The 17,880-nt window shown below is 44.1% G+C and carries 20 protein-coding genes and 1 tRNA gene; 13 read left to right on the forward strand and 8 right to left on the reverse strand.

Features of this window, described 5'->3' with window-relative positions:
* Positions 1–8: 8 nt before the first annotated feature.
* Positions 9–620, forward strand: a complete 612-nt coding sequence (locus DK423_RS00175; protein ID WP_109043837.1) for an NAD(P)H-dependent oxidoreductase — start codon at positions 9–11, stop codon at positions 618–620.
* A complete protein-coding gene (locus tag DK423_RS00180; protein ID WP_005556418.1) occupies positions 620–1,183 on the forward strand; it encodes a TorD/DmsD family molecular chaperone in 564 nt (187 codons plus the stop codon). Before DK423_RS00175 ends, DK423_RS00180 begins: the two co-directional genes overlap by 1 nt.
* A 57-nt stretch (positions 1,184–1,240) precedes the next feature.
* Here DK423_RS00180 and DK423_RS00185 read toward each other — a convergent pair whose 3' ends face one another.
* Positions 1,241–2,176 carry a Kdo(2)-lipid IV(A) acyltransferase gene (locus DK423_RS00185; protein WP_005556420.1) on the reverse strand — a complete coding sequence of 312 codons (936 nt, stop codon included), beginning with the start codon at positions 2,174–2,176 and terminating at the stop codon, positions 1,241–1,243.
* 114 nt (positions 2,177–2,290) lie between these two features.
* Here DK423_RS00185 and hldE point away from each other — a divergent pair, with 114 nt between their 5' ends.
* Entirely contained in the window at positions 2,291–3,721 is a 1,431-nt protein-coding gene (gene hldE / locus DK423_RS00190; protein WP_061886731.1) for a bifunctional D-glycero-beta-D-manno-heptose-7-phosphate kinase/D-glycero-beta-D-manno-heptose 1-phosphate adenylyltransferase HldE, read from the forward strand.
* Between the two features lie 43 nt (positions 3,722–3,764).
* Here hldE and DK423_RS00195 read toward each other — a convergent pair whose 3' ends face one another.
* The 4 genes from DK423_RS00195 to DK423_RS00210 all read right to left on the reverse strand — a co-directional run bounded on the left by DK423_RS00195 (position 3,765) and on the right by DK423_RS00210 (position 6,023).
* Positions 3,765–4,145, reverse strand: coding sequence for a SufE family protein (locus tag DK423_RS00195; protein WP_005556425.1), 381 nt, complete (start codon positions 4,143–4,145; stop codon positions 3,765–3,767).
* Positions 4,142–5,341, reverse strand: a complete 1,200-nt coding sequence (locus DK423_RS00200) for an aminotransferase class V-fold PLP-dependent enzyme (RefSeq protein ID WP_005556427.1) — start codon at positions 5,339–5,341, stop codon at positions 4,142–4,144. The genes DK423_RS00195 and DK423_RS00200 overlap by 4 nt, the downstream gene beginning before the upstream one ends.
* A gap of 5 nt (positions 5,342–5,346) precedes the next feature.
* On the reverse strand, positions 5,347–5,847 hold the full coding sequence (locus DK423_RS00205; RefSeq protein WP_005556429.1) for a thermonuclease family protein: 501 nt from the start codon (positions 5,845–5,847) through the stop codon (positions 5,347–5,349).
* A gap of 90 nt (positions 5,848–5,937) precedes the next feature.
* Positions 5,938–6,023, reverse strand: a tRNA-Leu gene (locus tag DK423_RS00210).
* 242 nt (positions 6,024–6,265) lie between these two features.
* Here DK423_RS00210 and DK423_RS00215 point away from each other — a divergent pair.
* From DK423_RS00215 to DK423_RS00225, 3 genes are read left to right on the forward strand one after another with little or no spacing between them, the layout of a single operon-like run.
* On the forward strand, positions 6,266–6,676 hold the full coding sequence (locus DK423_RS00215) for a CidA/LrgA family protein (protein WP_005556431.1): 411 nt from the start codon (positions 6,266–6,268) through the stop codon (positions 6,674–6,676).
* On the forward strand, positions 6,676–7,368 hold the full coding sequence (locus DK423_RS00220; RefSeq protein ID WP_005556434.1) for a CidB/LrgB family autolysis modulator: 693 nt from the start codon (positions 6,676–6,678) through the stop codon (positions 7,366–7,368). Before DK423_RS00215 ends, DK423_RS00220 begins: the two co-directional genes overlap by 1 nt.
* Before the next feature lies 1 nt (position 7,369).
* On the forward strand, positions 7,370–8,722 hold the full coding sequence (locus DK423_RS00225) for an anti-phage deoxyguanosine triphosphatase (protein WP_061886732.1): 1,353 nt from the start codon (positions 7,370–7,372) through the stop codon (positions 8,720–8,722).
* Positions 8,723–8,758: 36 nt separating this feature from the next.
* On the opposite strand, the gene DK423_RS00230 is transcribed toward DK423_RS00225, so the two are convergent.
* A complete protein-coding gene (locus tag DK423_RS00230) occupies positions 8,759–9,052 on the reverse strand; it encodes an addiction module antidote protein (RefSeq protein ID WP_005556438.1) in 294 nt (97 codons plus the stop codon).
* A gap of 1 nt (position 9,053) precedes the next feature.
* Positions 9,054–9,356, reverse strand: coding sequence for a type II toxin-antitoxin system RelE/ParE family toxin (locus tag DK423_RS00235; protein ID WP_005556440.1), 303 nt, complete (start codon positions 9,354–9,356; stop codon positions 9,054–9,056).
* Positions 9,357–9,508: 152 nt separating this feature from the next.
* On the opposite strand from DK423_RS00235, the gene DK423_RS00240 reads away from it, so the two are divergent.
* From DK423_RS00240 to DK423_RS00270, 7 genes are all read left to right on the forward strand, one after another.
* The gene (locus tag DK423_RS00240; RefSeq protein WP_005556442.1) at positions 9,509–11,410 is read left to right on the forward strand and encodes an ABC transporter ATP-binding protein; all 1,902 of its coding nucleotides are present in this window, start codon (positions 9,509–9,511) and stop codon (positions 11,408–11,410) included.
* A 181-nt stretch (positions 11,411–11,591) separates the two neighbouring features.
* Positions 11,592–11,972 carry a 6TM ABC transporter family protein gene (locus tag DK423_RS00245; protein ID WP_032996573.1) on the forward strand — a complete coding sequence of 127 codons (381 nt, stop codon included), beginning with the start codon at positions 11,592–11,594 and terminating at the stop codon, positions 11,970–11,972.
* 8 nt (positions 11,973–11,980) lie between these two features.
* Positions 11,981–12,961 (forward strand): ABC transporter transmembrane domain-containing protein, encoded by a 981-nt coding sequence (locus DK423_RS00250; protein ID WP_109043838.1) that lies wholly within the window; start codon positions 11,981–11,983, stop codon positions 12,959–12,961.
* Positions 12,962–13,305: 344 nt separating this feature from the next.
* Positions 13,306–13,575: a PTS sugar transporter subunit IIB gene (locus DK423_RS00255; RefSeq protein WP_005556448.1), complete on the forward strand. Its 270-nt coding sequence runs from the start codon at positions 13,306–13,308 to the stop codon at positions 13,573–13,575.
* A gap of 23 nt (positions 13,576–13,598) precedes the next feature.
* Positions 13,599–14,954, forward strand: coding sequence for a PTS ascorbate transporter subunit IIC (locus DK423_RS00260; protein ID WP_005556450.1), 1,356 nt, complete (start codon positions 13,599–13,601; stop codon positions 14,952–14,954).
* A 10-nt stretch (positions 14,955–14,964) separates the two neighbouring features.
* Positions 14,965–15,789 carry a transketolase gene (locus DK423_RS00265; RefSeq protein ID WP_005556451.1) on the forward strand — a complete coding sequence of 275 codons (825 nt, stop codon included), beginning with the start codon at positions 14,965–14,967 and terminating at the stop codon, positions 15,787–15,789.
* A complete protein-coding gene (locus tag DK423_RS00270; RefSeq protein WP_005556452.1) occupies positions 15,779–16,723 on the forward strand; it encodes a transketolase family protein in 945 nt (314 codons plus the stop codon). The genes DK423_RS00265 and DK423_RS00270 overlap by 11 nt, the downstream gene beginning before the upstream one ends.
* Before the next feature lie 168 nt (positions 16,724–16,891).
* Here DK423_RS00270 and prmB read toward each other — a convergent pair whose 3' ends face one another.
* Positions 16,892–17,842 carry a 50S ribosomal protein L3 N(5)-glutamine methyltransferase gene (gene prmB / locus DK423_RS00275; RefSeq protein ID WP_005556453.1) on the reverse strand — a complete coding sequence of 317 codons (951 nt, stop codon included), beginning with the start codon at positions 17,840–17,842 and terminating at the stop codon, positions 16,892–16,894.
* Between the last annotated feature and the right edge of the window lie 38 nt (positions 17,843–17,880).

The following is a 17,880-nucleotide window of genomic DNA, read 5'->3' on the forward strand; positions in this document are numbered from 1 at the left end:
GGAAAGAAATGAAGCATTTAATTATTTCTGCACACCCCAATCAACAAAGTTTTAATCGCGCCATAGTAGAGCGTATTGTGAAAGCCTCTCATGAATTAGGGGCGGAAATCACGGTTCGCGATCTTTATACATTAAATTTTAATCCCGTTTTGTCTTGGAATGAATTAAGCGCTGGGCCTGAAGGCATTGTACTGGCGGAGATTAAATTTGAGCAAAATTTAATTAAAGAAGCGGATTTGATTACCTTAGTCTATCCCCTTTGGTGGATGGGGTTTCCCGCTATTTTAAAAGGTTATTTGGATCGGGTGCTCAGCTACGGATTTGCGTACCAAACGGAAAATGGCGGGTCGGTGGGATTGCTGGGTGATAAAAAAATGCAACATTTTATTACCATGGGTAACAATCTTGAGCATTATCAGAGCATCGGTTTTGATAAAGCATTACAAACCTGTTTAGTTGACGGTTTGTTTAATTTCTGCGGTATTACCGATATTCACCATGATATTTTCGGTGACATTCATTTATTGGATGAGGCGGGTTATCAACAAATTTTGGATAATGCGGCGCAAAAAACGCAGGAAAATCTGACCGTACTTTTGGCAAAGGATGGAACCAAATAATGCAGGAAAGTGTGCAACTCAATAATTTTTCTTTGATTAGTCGTTTATTCGGCAATTTATTCTACCGCCAACCGAAAGATCCCATTTTATCCGGCGTTTTTGCTTGGTTGCAGCAAGGCAACTTATCCCAAGTCTGGGCGTTAAACGAAGACAGCGACGGTAAAAGTGCATTGGATGCCTTGCAAATACCCATTGATTTGACGTTGCTGAATCAAGAATATCAAAAACTTTTCGGTGAGTCGGGAAGTGTGGCGACACAAATTTCTGCTTATGAAATTTCCGTTGAAGGTTTCAAGGATTTTCGGCAAATGCGTAACCTGCCTGAAGCGGACAATATCGATCATTTCGCCATGTTACTATTGACGGCTTCTTGGCTGGAAGATAACACCGATTCATTGAGCGTCCAACAGGAACTGTTTGAGCGTTTTCTTCTGCCTTGTGCAGCGAAGTTTTTAGTGAAAGTTGAAAAGCAGGCGACATTGCCGTTTTATCGCGCTTTGGCATACTTAACCCGTGAAATGCTTTCTGCGATGGCTGATGAGTTGGATTCGGAAGAGTTATAAAATCGTTTAAACGCAGTTAAAAAATAAAGGTGAGTTTTGCGTTCACCTTTTTCATATCTAATCTTTATACAAATTATCTTGTTCATTCGGTTGGGTTTTAAAGCGCCGATGGAGCCACATATATTGTTCCACGCCGTTTAAAATTTCTTTTTCAATGACTTGATTCATGCGGGTGGCAATTTCTGTTTCCGTGTGTAAATCGGAAAAATCCACAGGTGGTGAAATTTTAACCGTGTAGCCGGAATTATCTTTGTTTCTTAGCGGTGAAAACGGAATCACTTTACTGTTCGGTGAAGACTTCAATAAATAGTAACTGCCCGTTGTGGTTGCTGCGTTAGGAACGGCAAAAAACGGCACAAAGACCGCATTTTTTCTGCCGTAATCATGATCCGGCGCATACCAAATAATATCGCCGTGACGAATGGCTTTAATCATGCCGCGTAAATCTTTGCGATCTAGCATATCTTTATTGGAACACAACCGCCCTTGGGTTTGTATCCAGTCGAATAACGGGTTGTCGTTCGGGCGATAAACACCGATGCCCGGTTGATGAATGCCGACAATGCGTGCGCCTAATTCCAGCGTTAAAAAATGTACACCGACAAAAATAATGCCATCCACCAAATTCGCTTTTAAATATTCCAAGCCTTCAATTTTTGACCATTTTTTGATGCGACGATCAGACCAAAACCACGCCATGCCGGTTTCAATAATCGCCATGCCGGTGGCGCGTAAATTAGCTTGCAGAATCTCGTTGATTTGTTGTTCGGATAGATCGGGAAAGCAGAGTTCTAAATTGCGTTTGGCAATTTTTGCACGTCGTTTGCCTATGCCGGTTTTGGCAAATAACCAACCTAATCCGTGCCCGATTTTGCATAAAATAGGATAAGGAAGCAGTAATATCAGACGGAAAATGCCGAGGGCAAGCCAAAAGCCCCAATGTTTGGGATGGAGAAATTCAATTTTGAAATTCGGGAGAACGGATTTTGCCATATAAGGAATTACAGGATTATTTCAATTGGTTTAGTTTAGCGGAATTTTTAGGAAATAGCATTTCCCCTGTGGTAGTATTAGCGAAATTTTTTATTCTGTATAAGAGAAAATCAAATGGCTCAATATTCTGCACAATTTAATCATGCAAAAGTTTTGGTATTAGGCGATGTGATGTTGGATCGCTATTGGTTCGGTGCAACCAACCGTATTTCACCGGAAGCGCCGGTGCCGGTGGTGCGTGTTCAGCAAAATGAAGAGCGTGCGGGCGGTGCGGCAAACGTGGCGATGAACATCGCTTCGTTAAATGTACCGGTGCAACTGCTTGGCTTAACCGGTCAGGACGAAGCGGGCGCGGTGTTAACGTCATTATTACAACAACAAAAAATCGATTGCGACTTCGTACAGCTTGTTACCCACCCGACAATTACCAAATTGCGTATTTTGTCCCGTCATCAACAATTATTACGTCTTGATTTTGAAGAAGATTTTCAAAATGTAACCAGCGCGGATTTACTGAAAAAATTAGAAAGTGCGGTCAAAAATTACGGCGCTTTAATTTTGTCTGATTACGGCAAGGGCACATTAAACGAAGTGCAAAAAATGATTCAAATTGCCCGTAACGCCAATGTACCGGTGCTCATTGATCCGAAAGGTACGGATTTTGAACGTTATCGCGGTGCGACCTTATTAACGCCGAATATGTCCGAATTTGAAGCGGTTGTGGGCAAATGCAACTCCGAGCAGGAAATTATTGACAAAGGGCTGAAACTCATTTCAGAGATAAATTTAACCGCACTTTTAGTGACCCGTTCGGAAAAAGGCATGACGCTGTTGCGTCCGAACCAGCCCGTATATTACCTGCCGACGGAAGCCAAAGAGGTCTTTGATGTCACCGGGGCGGGCGATACCGTGATTAGCGTGCTGGCGACAGCCTTGGCGGATGGTCGCAGTTTTGAAGAAGCCTGTTATTTAGCCAATGTTGCCGCCGGCATTGTGGTGGGCAAATTGGGCACGTCAACGGTTTCAACCGTGGAACTGGAAAACGCCATTCATGGCAGAACCGGCACCGGCTTTGGTGTGATGACCGAAGCGGAATTGAAAGACGCCGTTAAACTGGCGAAAGATCGCGGTGAAAAAATCGTCATGACTAACGGTTGTTTTGATATTTTGCATCCCGGTCATGTGTCTTATTTGGAAAATGCCCGTAAGCTTGGCGATCGCCTTATCGTCGCCGTCAATACGGACGATTCGGTCAAACGTTTGAAAGGCGAGGAGCGCCCGATCAATAATTTGGCTTCCCGCATGGCGGTGCTTGCCGGACTTTCTTCTGTGGATTGGTTAGTGCCGTTCGGTGAAGATACGCCGCAGCGTTTAATCGGCGAAGTGTTGCCGGATTTATTGGTGAAAGGCGGTGATTACAAACCGGAAGAAATTGCCGGTAGCAAAGAAGTGTGGGCGAACGGCGGTGATGTGAAAGTGCTGAATTTTGAGAATGGTTTTTCCACCTCAAATATCATCAAAAAGATTAAGCATTTGGAAAAATAAGCGCAGATAAAAATAAAGCGTGGTTTGTCTACGCTTTTTTCTTTTATAGGCGATGTAAAATTTCCTCAATGTGCTTTAAGCCATTTAAACGGGTGGAACTCAATCGTTGCGCAATGCCTAATTCCGTGAAATACGCCGTCAGATCAAATTGGTGCAAGGCTTCCGCTGGTTGATTGTCAATACGCTGCAATAAAATCCACAGCAAGCCGTTCATAATGCGCGCTTCGCTGTAAGCCTCAAAGTGAAAAGTGCGGTCATTTTTTTCGATGGATTTAAACCACACCTGCACCTCACACCCCGGAATGGTTTCCATCTTTGCCAAAGCGTCTTCACCTGGAACGGGAAAATTTTTCCCCGCCTGAATAATCAAGCGATAGCGATCTTCCCAATTCTTAGCGGCGATTAACTGCTGTTCAATATTCATCGTAATAATGCCAGGCTTTTGTCTAAGGCGTTAAAAAAGGCTTCCACTTCCGCTTCTATGTTGTACGGCGCAAAGGATAAACGCAACGTGGCGGCTTGTCCTAACCGTGCCAAATAAGGCTGGGCGCAGTGTTCGCCGACCCGTAGCGCGATATTTTGTTCCGCCAGCAAGGTGGCTAAATCGGACGCGTTGACGTCTTCAAAAATAAAGCTCACCACCGAACTTGGTTGCGGGGAATTAAACAGCTTACATTGCGCATAACCGCTCAAACGACGGCGGGTGATTTCCGCCAAATGTACGGCGGTTTCTGCCATGTCGCCGATGTCCCATTGCGCCAGCCATGCCAATACCGCGTTGAAACCGATAACGGCGGCAATGTTCGGTGTACCGGCTTCCAAACGATAAGGCAATTCGGCAAAGGTAATTTGTTGTTTGCTGACTTTATTGATCATCTTGCCACCATATTGCAACGGTTGCAGCAAATCCAGTGCGGACAATTTCCCGCTTAACACACCAAGCCCCGTCGGACCATAAATTTTATGGGCGGAAAACGCGATAAAATCCGCGTCGAGTTCTGCCAAATCGATTTTTATATGGCTAATCGCCTGCGCCGCATCCAACAAGACTAATGCAGAACTGTTGGCGCGAATGTACCGAATCAGTTGTTTTACCGGTTGTTGCGTGCCGGTGACATTAGAGGCAAAATTTAGCGCCACCAATTTTGTGCGTGAATTGAGTGTTTCCCGCAACGCCTCGGCATCAATCAACCAATCATCGCCAATGGGCAAAACATGAATTTTGGCGCCGCTTTTTTCGGCAATTTGATGCCAAGTCACAAAATTGGCGTGGTGATCCGCTTCACTAATGATGATTTCATCGCTGGCTTGCAAATGTGGCAGTAAACCGTTTGCCACCGTGTTAACCGCCTGCGTCGTGCCGGATGTCCAAATCACCGCCCGTTCGTCTTCTGCATTAATTAACCGCTTCACCCGCGTACGTGCCAGTTCGTAAAGTGCGGTCTGTTTTTCATCATATTGGCTACGATGAACGGAACCGGCGGATTGGTAAAAATCCACCGTCGCATCAATTAAACACTGCGGTTTCAACGTGGTCGCCGCGTTATCTAAATAGACTACCGCATCGGAATGGGTGAAATAAGGAAAATATTGACGAAATGTCACGGGATCAAAATTCATGTGGTTTACCTTCTTTGTTGACGCCATAAGTGCGGTTCGATGGGGCGACGATCCTGCCATAAGCCGATACGCCGTTTTTTTGCCCGTTGTTCCGCTTCGCGATAAACGGGATCCTGAGCATATTGTTTATACGCCCACGCCATACCCTGTTGGACCATGATTAAATTAACGTTTTGCCCTTGCACATCATACGCGGTGGCTAACTTGCGATGATAGCGATCCTCGCCGGAAATATCCAGTTTGATCTCACGTTGATGAATCAATGATGCGAGCATTTGACGGGATTTCTTGCCGAACGGCTGATTGTGTTCGGGTGCATCAATTTCCGCCAAACGCACTTTGATTTGTTTATGATTGCCCATTAAGCAGGTAAAACTGTCACCGTCACTGATGCCGACAACGCGACAGGCTAAGGTGTGGGCGTGAACGGTGAACGGGAGCAATACCAGCAGAAGGCAGAAAAATCCTTGTCGCATAATTGATAACGGCGCTAAAAGTGCGGTCATTTTTTCCGGTAAATTTTAAGGGAAGGGTTAACTTCGGTGACAAAAAAAGCTGCGTTTTACGGCAGCTTTTATTTTTCAGAAACTTATCATTGGTGCCTAGGGTCGGACTCGAACCGACACGTTTATTCAACGGCGGATTTTGAATCCGCTGCGTCTACCAATTTCGCCACCCAGGCAGCATTGATAAGTTTCGTAAAAACGAGCGGTATTATAAGGGATTATGTTTCAGTTGCAAGCAAAAACTTTGCAATTTTGTTTAGCTGTTTAAAATTCAACACATTCAATAATTTTGATCTATGTGAAATTTTTCCCTTACTTTCTTTATCTACTAGTGTAGTGGCTTTCCGGAAAAAATTCCCCTTCTTGTAAAATAAGAGTAGAATTATTTTAAATTTTAAAAAAAAGTTGAGTTTTCACTATGTATCGGAAAGTTTTTGACTTAGCAAGATCGTTACTCCTGTTATATTTCATGCTGTATTTGGGCGGGCTTACCGCGCATTTTGTTCCCATTGGCATTCCCTCCAGTATTTGGGGATTATTGTTGCTCTTTATGTGCTTAATTACGCGCATTATCAAAATCGAATGGGTGATGTTTTTCTCTAATCTTCTGATCCGCTATATGGCGTTGTTGTTCGTGCCGGTCAGCGTCGGGATCATTAAATATTCCGGTCTGCTTATGGATCAAATGAAAGAATTGTTGTTGCCGAATATCATCAGCACCTGCATAGCCCTTGTGGTGATCGGTTTGTTTTCCGATTATTTGTTCTCACTGAAATCCTTTAGTCGTTTAAAACGCAAAGTCATCAAAAAAAGAGCAAAGGGGGAATAATGTCTTATTTGGTTTATCTTTATACTTTGCTGACCATTGTTGCGTTTACTTTGGCGGTAAAAATTAACAAACGCTGGAAATCCGTCGTACTGAACAGTTTTGTGCTGACGGTGCTGATTTTAGTGGTGGTGTTGCTGATTTTCAAATTGCCATATGAAAGTTATATGGAAGGTAACGCGCCACTCAATAATTTATTGGGCGTAAGTATTGTTGCGTTGGCTATTCCGTTATATGAACAGCTTCGCCAAATTCGCAACTACTGGCAAATTATTTTAACTACAACGGTGGCGGCTTCTGTATTATCTATGTTAAGCGGGGGGATCTTTGCTTTATTGCTTGGCGCACAGCCTGATATTGTAGCTACTGTGTTGCCGAAATCCGTGACGACTCCCATTGCCATGGCAGTCTCCGAAAATCTTGGCGGGATTCCTTCCGTGGCGGCGGTGGGCGTGGTGGTTGCCGGTTTACAGGGGTCTATTTTCGGCTATTTATTATTAACTAAAATGGGCTTGAAAAATAAAGAAGCCATCGGGTTATCCATGGGTGCCGTTTCTCACGCGTTAGGCACGGTAAGCTGTATGGAAAACGATAAGAAAGCCGGCAGTTATAGTTCCATTTCTTTAGTATTGTGCGGTATCATTAGCTCAATTTTGGCACCTCTTGTCTTCAAATTGATCTACATATTGGTATAGCATGAAAAATCAGATTAATCCCCGTTGGCAGCAACGTTTTATTGACGATAAACCAAGGGAAAAAGACCACCGTCCGCCGTTCCGTCGAGATCGCGGACGTATTCTCCATTCCGCCGCCTTTCGTTGTTTACAGGCAAAAACCCAAATTCACGCCGTGGGCGAAAATGATTTTTATCGCACCCGTTTGACGCATTCGCTGGAAGTGGCGCAAATCGGCAGCAGCCTTGTGGCGCAAATGAAATTTGCCGAAGCCTTTAATGCCGTGGCACAGCAGCTTTCCATGGAAAAAAGCGAACTGCAAAAACAGCTGATTCCGTTGTTGCCGTCCAATGATCTGATTGAAAGTTTATGCTTTGCCCATGACATCGGTCATCCGCCTTTCGGGCATGGCGGCGAAGTGGCGCTCAATTATATGATGCGTAACAACGGCGGCTTTGAAGGCAACGCACAAACTTTCCGCCTGCTCACCAAACTTGAGCCTTATACGCCAAATGCGGGTATGAATTTAACCCGACGCACCATTCTTGGTATCGTGAAATATCCCACCATTTTGGATGTGTCCTCCGTGCAATATGCGCAGTTAGCCGAAAGCCGACACAGCGATCCCCGTTATGTCAAAATCGCCGATTGGCGACCGGGCAAAGGGCTGTTTCGTGACGACATCGCCATGTTCGATTGGTTGCTGGAACCCCTTTCCGAAAACGACCGCGCGTTGTTCGGTTCATTGCAAAAAGTGCGGTCAAATCCCGGAGAGATTTTAAAGACCCGCTTTAAATCCCTGGATTGCAGCATTATGGAACTGGCGGACGACATTGCTTATGGCGTGCATGATTTGGAAGATGCTATCGTCGTAGGCGTGGTGAACGTACAACAATGGCAGGAAGCCTTGAGCGCGCTGAAAAACAGCCGATCGGACTGGATGCGTCAACATATCGAACACATCAGCGAAAAACTGTTTTCCGATCAACATTACTTACGCAAAAATGCCATTGGCGCGTTGGTCAACTATTTCATCACTAACGTACGCTGGAAAATTCAGCCGGAATTCAACGATCCGCTATTGCATTATAACGCCGAATTACCGCAAGAAATGGTGGACGTACTCAACGTGTTTAAAAAATTCGTGTTGAAATATGTCATCCACAATGTGGAAACCCAACGTGTGGAATATAAAGGTCAACGCATTTTGACGGAAATGTTCCAAATTTTTGAATCGGATCCGCAACGCCTGCTCCCCACCAACACCGCTAACCGCTGGCTGAAAGCGGAAGAGCAGGGCAAAAAACGCGTCATTTGCGATTACATCGCCGGTATGTCCGATGCGTACGCGCTGAAGGTGTATCAGCAGCTTTAGAAAAATAAGCCGTGTTTAATCACGGCTTATTTTTTATCAGGCTACTGCATCTTTAGCATTAATAGAAAGGCTAAGCCCCAATGCTGAAATAATTTTTAGAATCGTGTCAAAACGTGGTTTTTCACTTGATAGGGTTTTGTACAAACTTTCACGTCCGATGCCGGTTTTTTCCGCCAGTTCCGACATGCCTTTTGCTCTTGCGACCGTATTCAGCGCTTGTATAAATTCAGCCGTTGTGCCTTCTTCTAAAACCGTTTCAAGATACATTGCCATCATTTTTTCATTTTTCAAATAACGCGCTGCATCAAATTCTCGGGTTGTTACTGTCATTTTATTCTCCGTTTTTAATCTGTTGCCAGAGTGCTTTTGCATTCTTAATATCTTGTTCTTGGCTGGATTTATCGCCACCAAGAATTAATAAATAGGTAATATCGCCTTTTCTGGCATAGTAGACTCTGTACCCTTTCCCTTTTGTAATTCGCATTTCATATACGCCATTACCCACCGATTTATGATCGCCGAAATTACCGAGTTTTGCCCGTTCAATTCGAGCGACAATATTCACAATTGCAAGCTCGTCGGTTAAATTTTCCAACCAGCCTGAAAATTCCTCGGTTTCTTCTATTATATACATGATTAAACTTTCCTTTGGTTTGTATCCTTAAGTGTACATTTAGAAATGTTTTTTGCAAGAAATATTATTTAATGCCTTATTTCTTTCGCTTTAAACGGCAAAATGGCTAAAATAGTGCGGTTCATTTTTCACGAGTTTTTTATGGAGTTTTTGTGGCACTCATCAGCTTAACCAACGGATATCTTTCTTTCAGTGACGCGCCTTTATTGGATCATGCGGATTTACATATTGAACCGAACGAGCGCGTTTGTTTAGTCGGGCGCAATGGTGCGGGGAAATCCACCTTGCTTAAAATTATTGCCGGCGATGTGGTGATGGACGACGGCAAAGTGCAATATGAAAAAGACTTGGTGGTGTCCCGTTTGGAGCAGGATCCGCCGCGTCATGCGGAAGGCAATGTGTTTGATTATGTGGCGGAAGGCATTGAGCATCTGGCTGATTTATTCAAGGAATACCATCATATTTCCGTGCAATTGGAACAAAATTACAGCGAACAGGGGCTTAATCAGCTCGCACAAATTCAAGCCAAATTAGAACACGCCAACGGTTGGCAATTTGAAAATAAAATTAATGAAGTGCTGGCAAAACTGGAACTTAACCCGAATACCAAACTCGCCGATTTATCCGGCGGTTGGCTGCGCAAAGCCGCCTTGGCGCGCGCGTTGGTGTGCAGTCCTGATGTCTTGTTATTGGATGAACCCACCAACCACCTGGACGTAGACGCTATCGAATGGCTGGAAAATTTCCTGATGGAATTCAGCGGAAGCATTGTTTTCATTTCCCACGACCGTTCTTTTATTCGCAAAATGGCAACCCGCATTGTGGATTTGGATCGCGGCAAATTGGTTTCTTATCCCGGCAACTACGATTTATATCTCACCACCAAAGAAGAAAATCTGCGGGTGGAAGCCTTACAAAATGAATTATTCGACAAACGTCTAGCGCAGGAAGAAGTGTGGATTCGTCAAGGCATTAAAGCCCGCCGCACCCGTAATGAAGGACGCGTGCGCGCCTTAAAAGCCATGCGGGAAGAGCGTCGCCAGCGTCGGGAGGTGTTAGGCACGGCAAAATTGCAATTAGACACTTCCAGCCGCTCCGGCAAAATCGTATTTGAAATGGAAAATGTTAGCTACGACATCGACGGCAAGCAACTTCTCAAGGATTTCAGCACCACCATTTTACGCGGAGATAAAATCGCCCTTGTCGGTCCGAACGGCTGCGGCAAAACCACCCTTATTAAATTGTTGCTCGGCGAAATTCAGCCGACAAAGGGTTCTATTCGCTGCGGCACAAAATTGGAAATCGCCTATTTCGATCAATATCGCGTCGATCTCGACCCGGAAAAATCGGTGATGGATAACGTCGCCGACGGCAAACAAGATGTGGAAGTCAATGGCATAAAACGCCATGTATTAGGCTATTTGCAGGATTTCCTGTTCCCGCCAAAACGTGCGATGACGCCGGTTAAAGCCCTTTCCGGCGGCGAACGCAATCGCCTGTTATTGGCGAAATTATTGTTAAAACCCAATAATTTGCTCATTTTGGACGAACCGACCAACGACTTGGACGTAGAAACCTTGGAATTGTTGGAAGAGATCCTCACGGATTATCAAGGCACTTTGCTTATCGTCAGCCACGATCGTCAATTTATTGATAACACCGCCACCGAATGCTATATCTTCGAAGGCAACGGCGTACTGAATAAATACGTCGGCGGCTTCTTCGACGCCAAACAGCAGCAAGCCAATTATTTCGCCCAAAAAGCCGAACAGAACGCCGCAAAAAATAAAAATGTTTCCAACAAGCCGAAGGCCGTCAAACTTTCCTACAAAGAACAACGCGAATTGGAACAGTTGCCACAATTGCTGGAAGATTTAGAAGAAAAAATCACTGCACTTCAAACCGAAATCGGCGACCCGAATTTCTTCCAGCAACCTCACGACATCACCGACGCCAAACTCAACGCACTGGCAGACGCCGAAGCCGAACTGGAAACGGCATTTATGCGCTGGGAAGAATTAGAGGAAAAGAAAAATCTGGCGGAAGGGAAATAACCACGTTTTTGCGTGTTAATGTGAAAAAGTGCGGTGGATTTCAAAAACATTTTTAAAAATGACCGCACTTTGATCTATTTTTCCCCATGATAGCGCGCGTCTCCCGACGCGTGCCTGTAATTAAATAAATTCAACGAATTGCAAAATAAATTATGAAATGTCTGCTAACAGAGGAGAAAAAATGATTAATATAATTAACTATATTAAGAGCAATTTTGATAGCAAACAGAAAAAATTATTATTAATCACAATCATTATTTGTTCGTTAAGCTCTATTGTTGTATCTATTTCTCCTGTTATATTGGCTTCAATTATTAATCAGATAACATCTGAAAATTTACTTGGTAATATAAATTATATTATTTTTCTATCAATAATTTATGTGATTATATTATCTGCTGGACGCCTCCTTCCTATTTTATCAGGTGCAATGATTATGCTTTTGCAAATTGATAGGAAATTGGTTTTTCACATTCATTCTTTCTTTATTTATATCATCAAAGAAATACATTTTTTGAAAAGAATAACTCTGGATAGATTTCCCAACAGTCAGTTCAATTAAATAATGAAATGCATTCATTGTTTAATTTGTTTATTAATGGATTTGTTGATCCGATTTTAAAATTAATAATATCGATGTCTGTGATCTTATTGAGTGGAGATGCTACAGTATTATTTTTATTCATGATATATATTATTCTTTTTAGTATAAATACGCAGTTTTTTACTAAAAAATTAACAAAAATAAAACAAGATTTAATGAATGCAGGAAGAGATACCTATAAGATACAAATAGATTCTGTGGAAAATATATTGTTAGCGAAGAATAATAATGCTTTTGATATTCTTTTTAAACGCTATGCCGGTTATCTTGGTATAGAGAAAAACGTAGCAATTTCGTATATTAAATGTACGAATAAGATGATTCTATTAAATACGTTTCTTAGTCTTTTTTTGTTAGGCGGATGTTTTGTATATTCTCTCTATTCCGTTATTAATGGGTGGTATTCTATCGGTCATTTTGTCATGATAACTTCATATATTATGATGTTATCCGCACCTATAGAGTCCTTATCAAATAACTATAGTCAACTTTCCCAATCTGTATCGGTTTTAGATGACTTTGTTAATAAGATGAATACTCAAGTTTTCGATAATGATAAATATAATGAAAAGGATATATTATCTTCTATAACAATATCCGATTTATCTTTTAACTATACAAATAAAATAGAGAAGGCATTAGATAATATTAATTTAAAAATTGATAAAGGAAGTTTTGTTACATTCACGGGGAAAAGTGGATCGGGTAAAACAACATTAGCAAAATTACTTTCTTACTATTATGCTGATTATCATGGTGAGATATTTCTTAACAATAAAAGTATTTATACATATCCAGAGGATTTCCTTAGAAGAAAAATGTATTCTGTTTCTCAAGATTCAGATAGGATTTATATTTTTGATAATAGGAAAATTGTTGATCAGGGTTTATTAACAGAATTACTCGAAAGAAACGCGTATTTACAACATATTATGAAAACGTCTTAAATTTTAATTGCACCTTCATTAACTAATATCTCCATGATAGCGCGCGTCTCCCGACACGTGCTTATTTTCAGACATTAGGACACGCGTCAGGAGACGCGCGCCAGCAGTGTGTGGTTATTTTTAAGAGTGTTTTCATGTAGGGGCGGGTCCACATTTGTGCTTGTGCTGTTCCAAACGTGGACGCTTAAATCATCAGATGCAATTCCTATTCTCATAACTTCGGAAGCCTTTCCCAAAATGTCGTCCTGATCACAGTTTTCAAACTTATACATTGATGAGATATGTGTTCCGTCATAGACTGCATCTCAGTTGCTGAATCAATTAACCCCAATAGGAGAAAAATTATGAAAATTATGGCTGTTTGCGGTTCCGGTTTAGGGAGCAGTTTTATGATGGAGATGAATGCCAAAAAGGCGCTTGCTAAATTGGGGATTGAGGCCGAGGTAAATCATACGGATTTGGCGTCTGTGACGGTGGATGATGCGGACGTGTTCATTATGGCGAGCGACATTGCCGAGAGCAGTTCCATTCCGGCGGAGAAAATCGTGGTAGTGAAAAATATCGTGAGTGTCGGTGAATTTGAAGAAAAATTGGCGGCGTATTTTAATCGGTAGTGAGTTGTTAAAGGAGGAGAGTGATGGACTCTATACTTTTCTTTATTTTAGACATTTTAAAAGTGCCTTCCATTTTGGTCGGTCTTATTGCGTTGGTCGGCTTGTTGGTGCAAAAGAAATCCTTCCCTGATGTGGTGAAAGGCACGATTAAAACCATTTTGGGCTTTATCGTGCTGGGCGGCGGTGCTGGCGTGTTGGTGGGTTCGTTGACGCCGTTGGGCGGGATGTTTGAACATGGCTTTAACGTGCAGGGGATTATCCCGAATAACGAAGCCATTGTGTCCATGGCGGTGGAAAAATACGGCACGGCGACTGCACTGATTATGGCGTTCGGTATGGTGGCGAACATTTTGGTGGCGCGTTTTACCCGCTTAAAATTCATTTTCTTAACCGGTCACCACACCTTTTATATGGCGTGTATGATTGCGGTGATTTTAACCGTTGCCGGTTTGGAAGGCGTGGAATTGATTGTTGCCGGATCCTTGACCTTAGGCTTGATTATGGCGTTCTTCCCGGCGCTGGCGCATTTTTATATGAAGAAAATCACCGGCAGTAACGATGTGGGCTTCGGGCATTTCGGCACCTTGGGTTATGTGTTGTCCGGCGCCATCGGTCAGGCGGTGGGCAAAGGGTCCAAATCCACGGAAGAAATGGATTTGCCGAAGAACTTGAGCTTCCTGCGTGACAGTTCCATTTCTATTTCGCTGACCATGATGGCGATTTATTTCATTCTTGCTATTGCTTCCGGTAGCGAATATGTGACGACGCATTTCAGTAACGGACAACATTATTTGGTGTATGCGGCGATTCAAGCCATTACCTTCGCAGCGGGCGTGTTCATCATCTTGCAAGGGGTGCGTTTGATTTTGGCGGAAATCGTGCCGGCATTTACCGGGATTTCCGAGAAGCTCGTACCGGACGCCAAACCAGCGCTGGATTGCCCGATTGTCTTCCCGTATGCGCCGAATGCGGTGTTGATCGGTTTCCTTTCCAGTTTCGTGGGCGGCATCGTTGGCTTGGCATTGCTCAATCAATTAAACTGGGTATTAATTCTGCCCGGCGTTGTACCGCACTTTTTCTGCGGTGCCACAGCAGGTGTGTTCGGTAATGCCACCGGTGGTCGTCGCGGCGCAATTTTAGGCGCATTTGCGCACGGCGTGTTGATTACCTTCTTGCCGGTATTCTTATTACCGGTCTTGGGTTCTCTCGGTTTTGCCAATACTACCTTCTCCGATTCGGATTTCGGCGGAGTGGGTATCCTGTTGGGCTACATGGCGCAATACTTCTCCAAAGAGATGATTTTAATCTCTGTGGTGAGCGTCTTTGTGTTGCTGGTGGGCTATAACTACGTTGCGAAAAAACCGGCTGTGCAAAAATAAGGTGAATGATATGGATACTACAAAACTTCAACAGTTTGCTCAGAAAATTCGTCTTAACACATTAAAATCACTGGTGCATTTGGGCTTTGGTCACTTCGGTGGCAGCCTTTCCATCGTAGAAACCCTTGCCGTGTTATACGGCAAGGTAATGCGCCTCAAACCTGAAGATCCGCATTGGCAGGAACGCGATTATTTTGTGCTATCCAAAGGGCACGCAGGTCCCGCCCTGTATGCCACCCTCGCCTTAAAAGGCTATTTTCCTCTCGAGCAACTTTTTACTTTAAATTCCGACCGCACTTTTTTGCCAAGCCACCCCGATCGTTTAAAAACACCTGGTGTGGATGCCACTACAGGTTCGCTTGGTCAGGGCATTTCTATCGCGACAGGCATTGCCTTGTCTCATCAATTACGCGGCAAGCCGAATCGCACTTTTTGTATTGTGGGCGACGGCGAACTGAACGAAGGGCAATGTTGGGAGGCGTTTCAGTTTATTGCGCATCGCAATTTAACCAACCTTTGCGTCATCGTGGATTACAACAAATTGCAACTTGACGGCTGCCTGACGGACATTATCAATCCGTTCAGCTTGCAGGACAAATTTGCCGCTTTCGGCTTCGCAGTGGAAACCGTCAAAGGCGATGATATTGACGCTTTGTGTTGGGTTCTTTCCGTTGTGCCGACCCGACCGTTGGCGGTGATTTTGGATTCTAAAAAAGGGCAGGGCGTGCCTTATATCGAAAACCTCGCCAATAATCACCATTTGCGTCTGAACGACGAAAGTCGTACGCAAATTCAGTTGGCAATCGACGAATTGGAGGCGGAATATGGCGCTTAAATTAGCACGTGATGCGCTGGAAATGCGCAAAATTTACGCCGACACCTTGCAGGAATGTATGCGGGAAAATCCGTTAGTGATTGAGCTGGATGCGGATTTAATGAGCTGCATGACCATGGATAAAGTGCAGAAAAACCTGCCGAATCAGGTGATTAACTGCGGTATTATGGAAGCCAATGTGGTGGGCATGGCGGCAGGTTTAGCCATTGCCGGACAGATTCCGTTCTTCCACTCGTTCACCGCTTTTGCCAGCCGTCGCTGTTTGGATCAGCTGTTTATGTCGGTGGATTATCAACAGGCGAACGTGAAAGTTATCGCCTCCGACGCTGGCGTCACGGCAGTGTATAACGGTGGCACACACATGTCTTTTGAAGACATGGGCATTGTGCGCGGGCTGGCTCATGCCAAGGTGTTGGAAATCACCGACGGCGCCATGATGAAAAATCTCGTTCGGCAGTTGGTGGCGCTGAAAGGCTTTTATTGGGTGCGCACCATTCGCAAAAGTGCGGTCAAAATTTACGATGAAAATGAAACCTTCACTATCGGCAAAGCAAAAGTTCTGCGTGAAGGTAAAGATATTACGTTGATCGCCAATGGCATTATGGTGGCGGAAGCCTTAAAAGCGGCGGATAGCCTGGCGGAACTGGGCATTGAAGCCACGGTGGTGGATATGTTCACCCTTAAACCGCTTGATCGGGAGTGCGTGATCCAATGCGCCAAACGCACCGGCAGAATCGTCACCTGCGAAAATCACAGCATCCAAAATGGCTTAGGTTCCGCCGTGGCGGAAGTGTTGGTGGAACATTGCCCGGTGCCAATGCGTCGTATCGGCATTAAAGAGCGTTACGGACAAGTGGGATCCTTGGAATTCTTGATGAATGAATACGAACTCACTGCGAATCATATTGTGCAGCAGGTGTTGACGTTGTTTTGATGTTCCCGACTAAAATCATGAACTTGCTACTTCCGTAGTATAAGTAACCCGTACAATGCAAATGACATTCTTAGATAAGATGAATTTATAGCCAAATACTTAACAAACAAAAGTGCGGTTAGTTTAAAAAACGTTTTTTTAGCCGACCACACTTTTTTATGAATCCACTTAAGTAAAGGTGGTCTGATGGGCGATGAGTTCTGCTTTGGTTAAGGCGAAAACACCGACGCCGCCGTTTTGGAGTTCAAGCCAGTTGAACGGGATGTCGGGGAATTGTTCGATTAAATGCACCATGCTGTTGCCCACTTCGCATACCAATACGCCGTCGTCGGTGAGATAATTTGCTGCTTGGCGCAGGATTTGTTTGGTGATGGTTAAGCCGTCGTCGCCTGAGCCGAGTGCCATTTCCGGTTCGTAGTGAAATTCTTCCGGCATATCTGAGCGATCGTCTAAATCCACATAAGGCGGGTTGGTGACGATGAGGTCATATTGTTCTTCCAATAATTGCGAGAATAAATCCGATTGAATCGGAAATACGCGGTGGCTGAGATTGTGGCGTTCGATGTTGATTTCCGCTACGTTCAGCGCATCAAGGGAAAGATCGACAGCATCTATGTCCGCGTCAGGGAATTGTTCGGCACAGGCGATAGCAATGCAACCGCTGCCGGTGCACATATCCAGAATCCGTTGTGGTGCTTTTGGCAATATGGCGGCAAAACTATCCTGAATCAAGGCGCTAATCGGTGAGCGCGGGATGATGACCCGTTCGTCCACATAAAATTCCAATCCACAAAACCAGGCGCTGTGAATTAAATAGGCAATGGGAAGGCGTTTTTCAAGACGAATCATTACTAAACGGATGAGTTCCAATTTTTCTGCGGCGGTTAAGCGGGCATCGTATAATTCGGCGGGAAAATCGGGCGGCAGGTGAAGGCAGGAAAGTACCAGTTGGTGCGCTTCGTCCCAGGCGTTGTCATAGCCGTGTCCGTAGAATAGTTCGGCGCGATTAAAGGTGCTGTAAGTCCAACGCAGAAAGTCTTTGATACTGTGCAGTTCGTCTTGCACGTTGGCGGAATAAATATCGTCGATCAATTCCTGATTAAAGGTAATTTGGTTCATGATTTGCTCTTATCAATGTTAGAATTGCGCGTAGTTAT

Source organism: Aggregatibacter actinomycetemcomitans, assembly GCF_003130205.1.
In the GTDB taxonomy this organism is placed as follows: domain Bacteria; phylum Pseudomonadota; class Gammaproteobacteria; order Enterobacterales; family Pasteurellaceae; genus Aggregatibacter; species Aggregatibacter actinomycetemcomitans_A.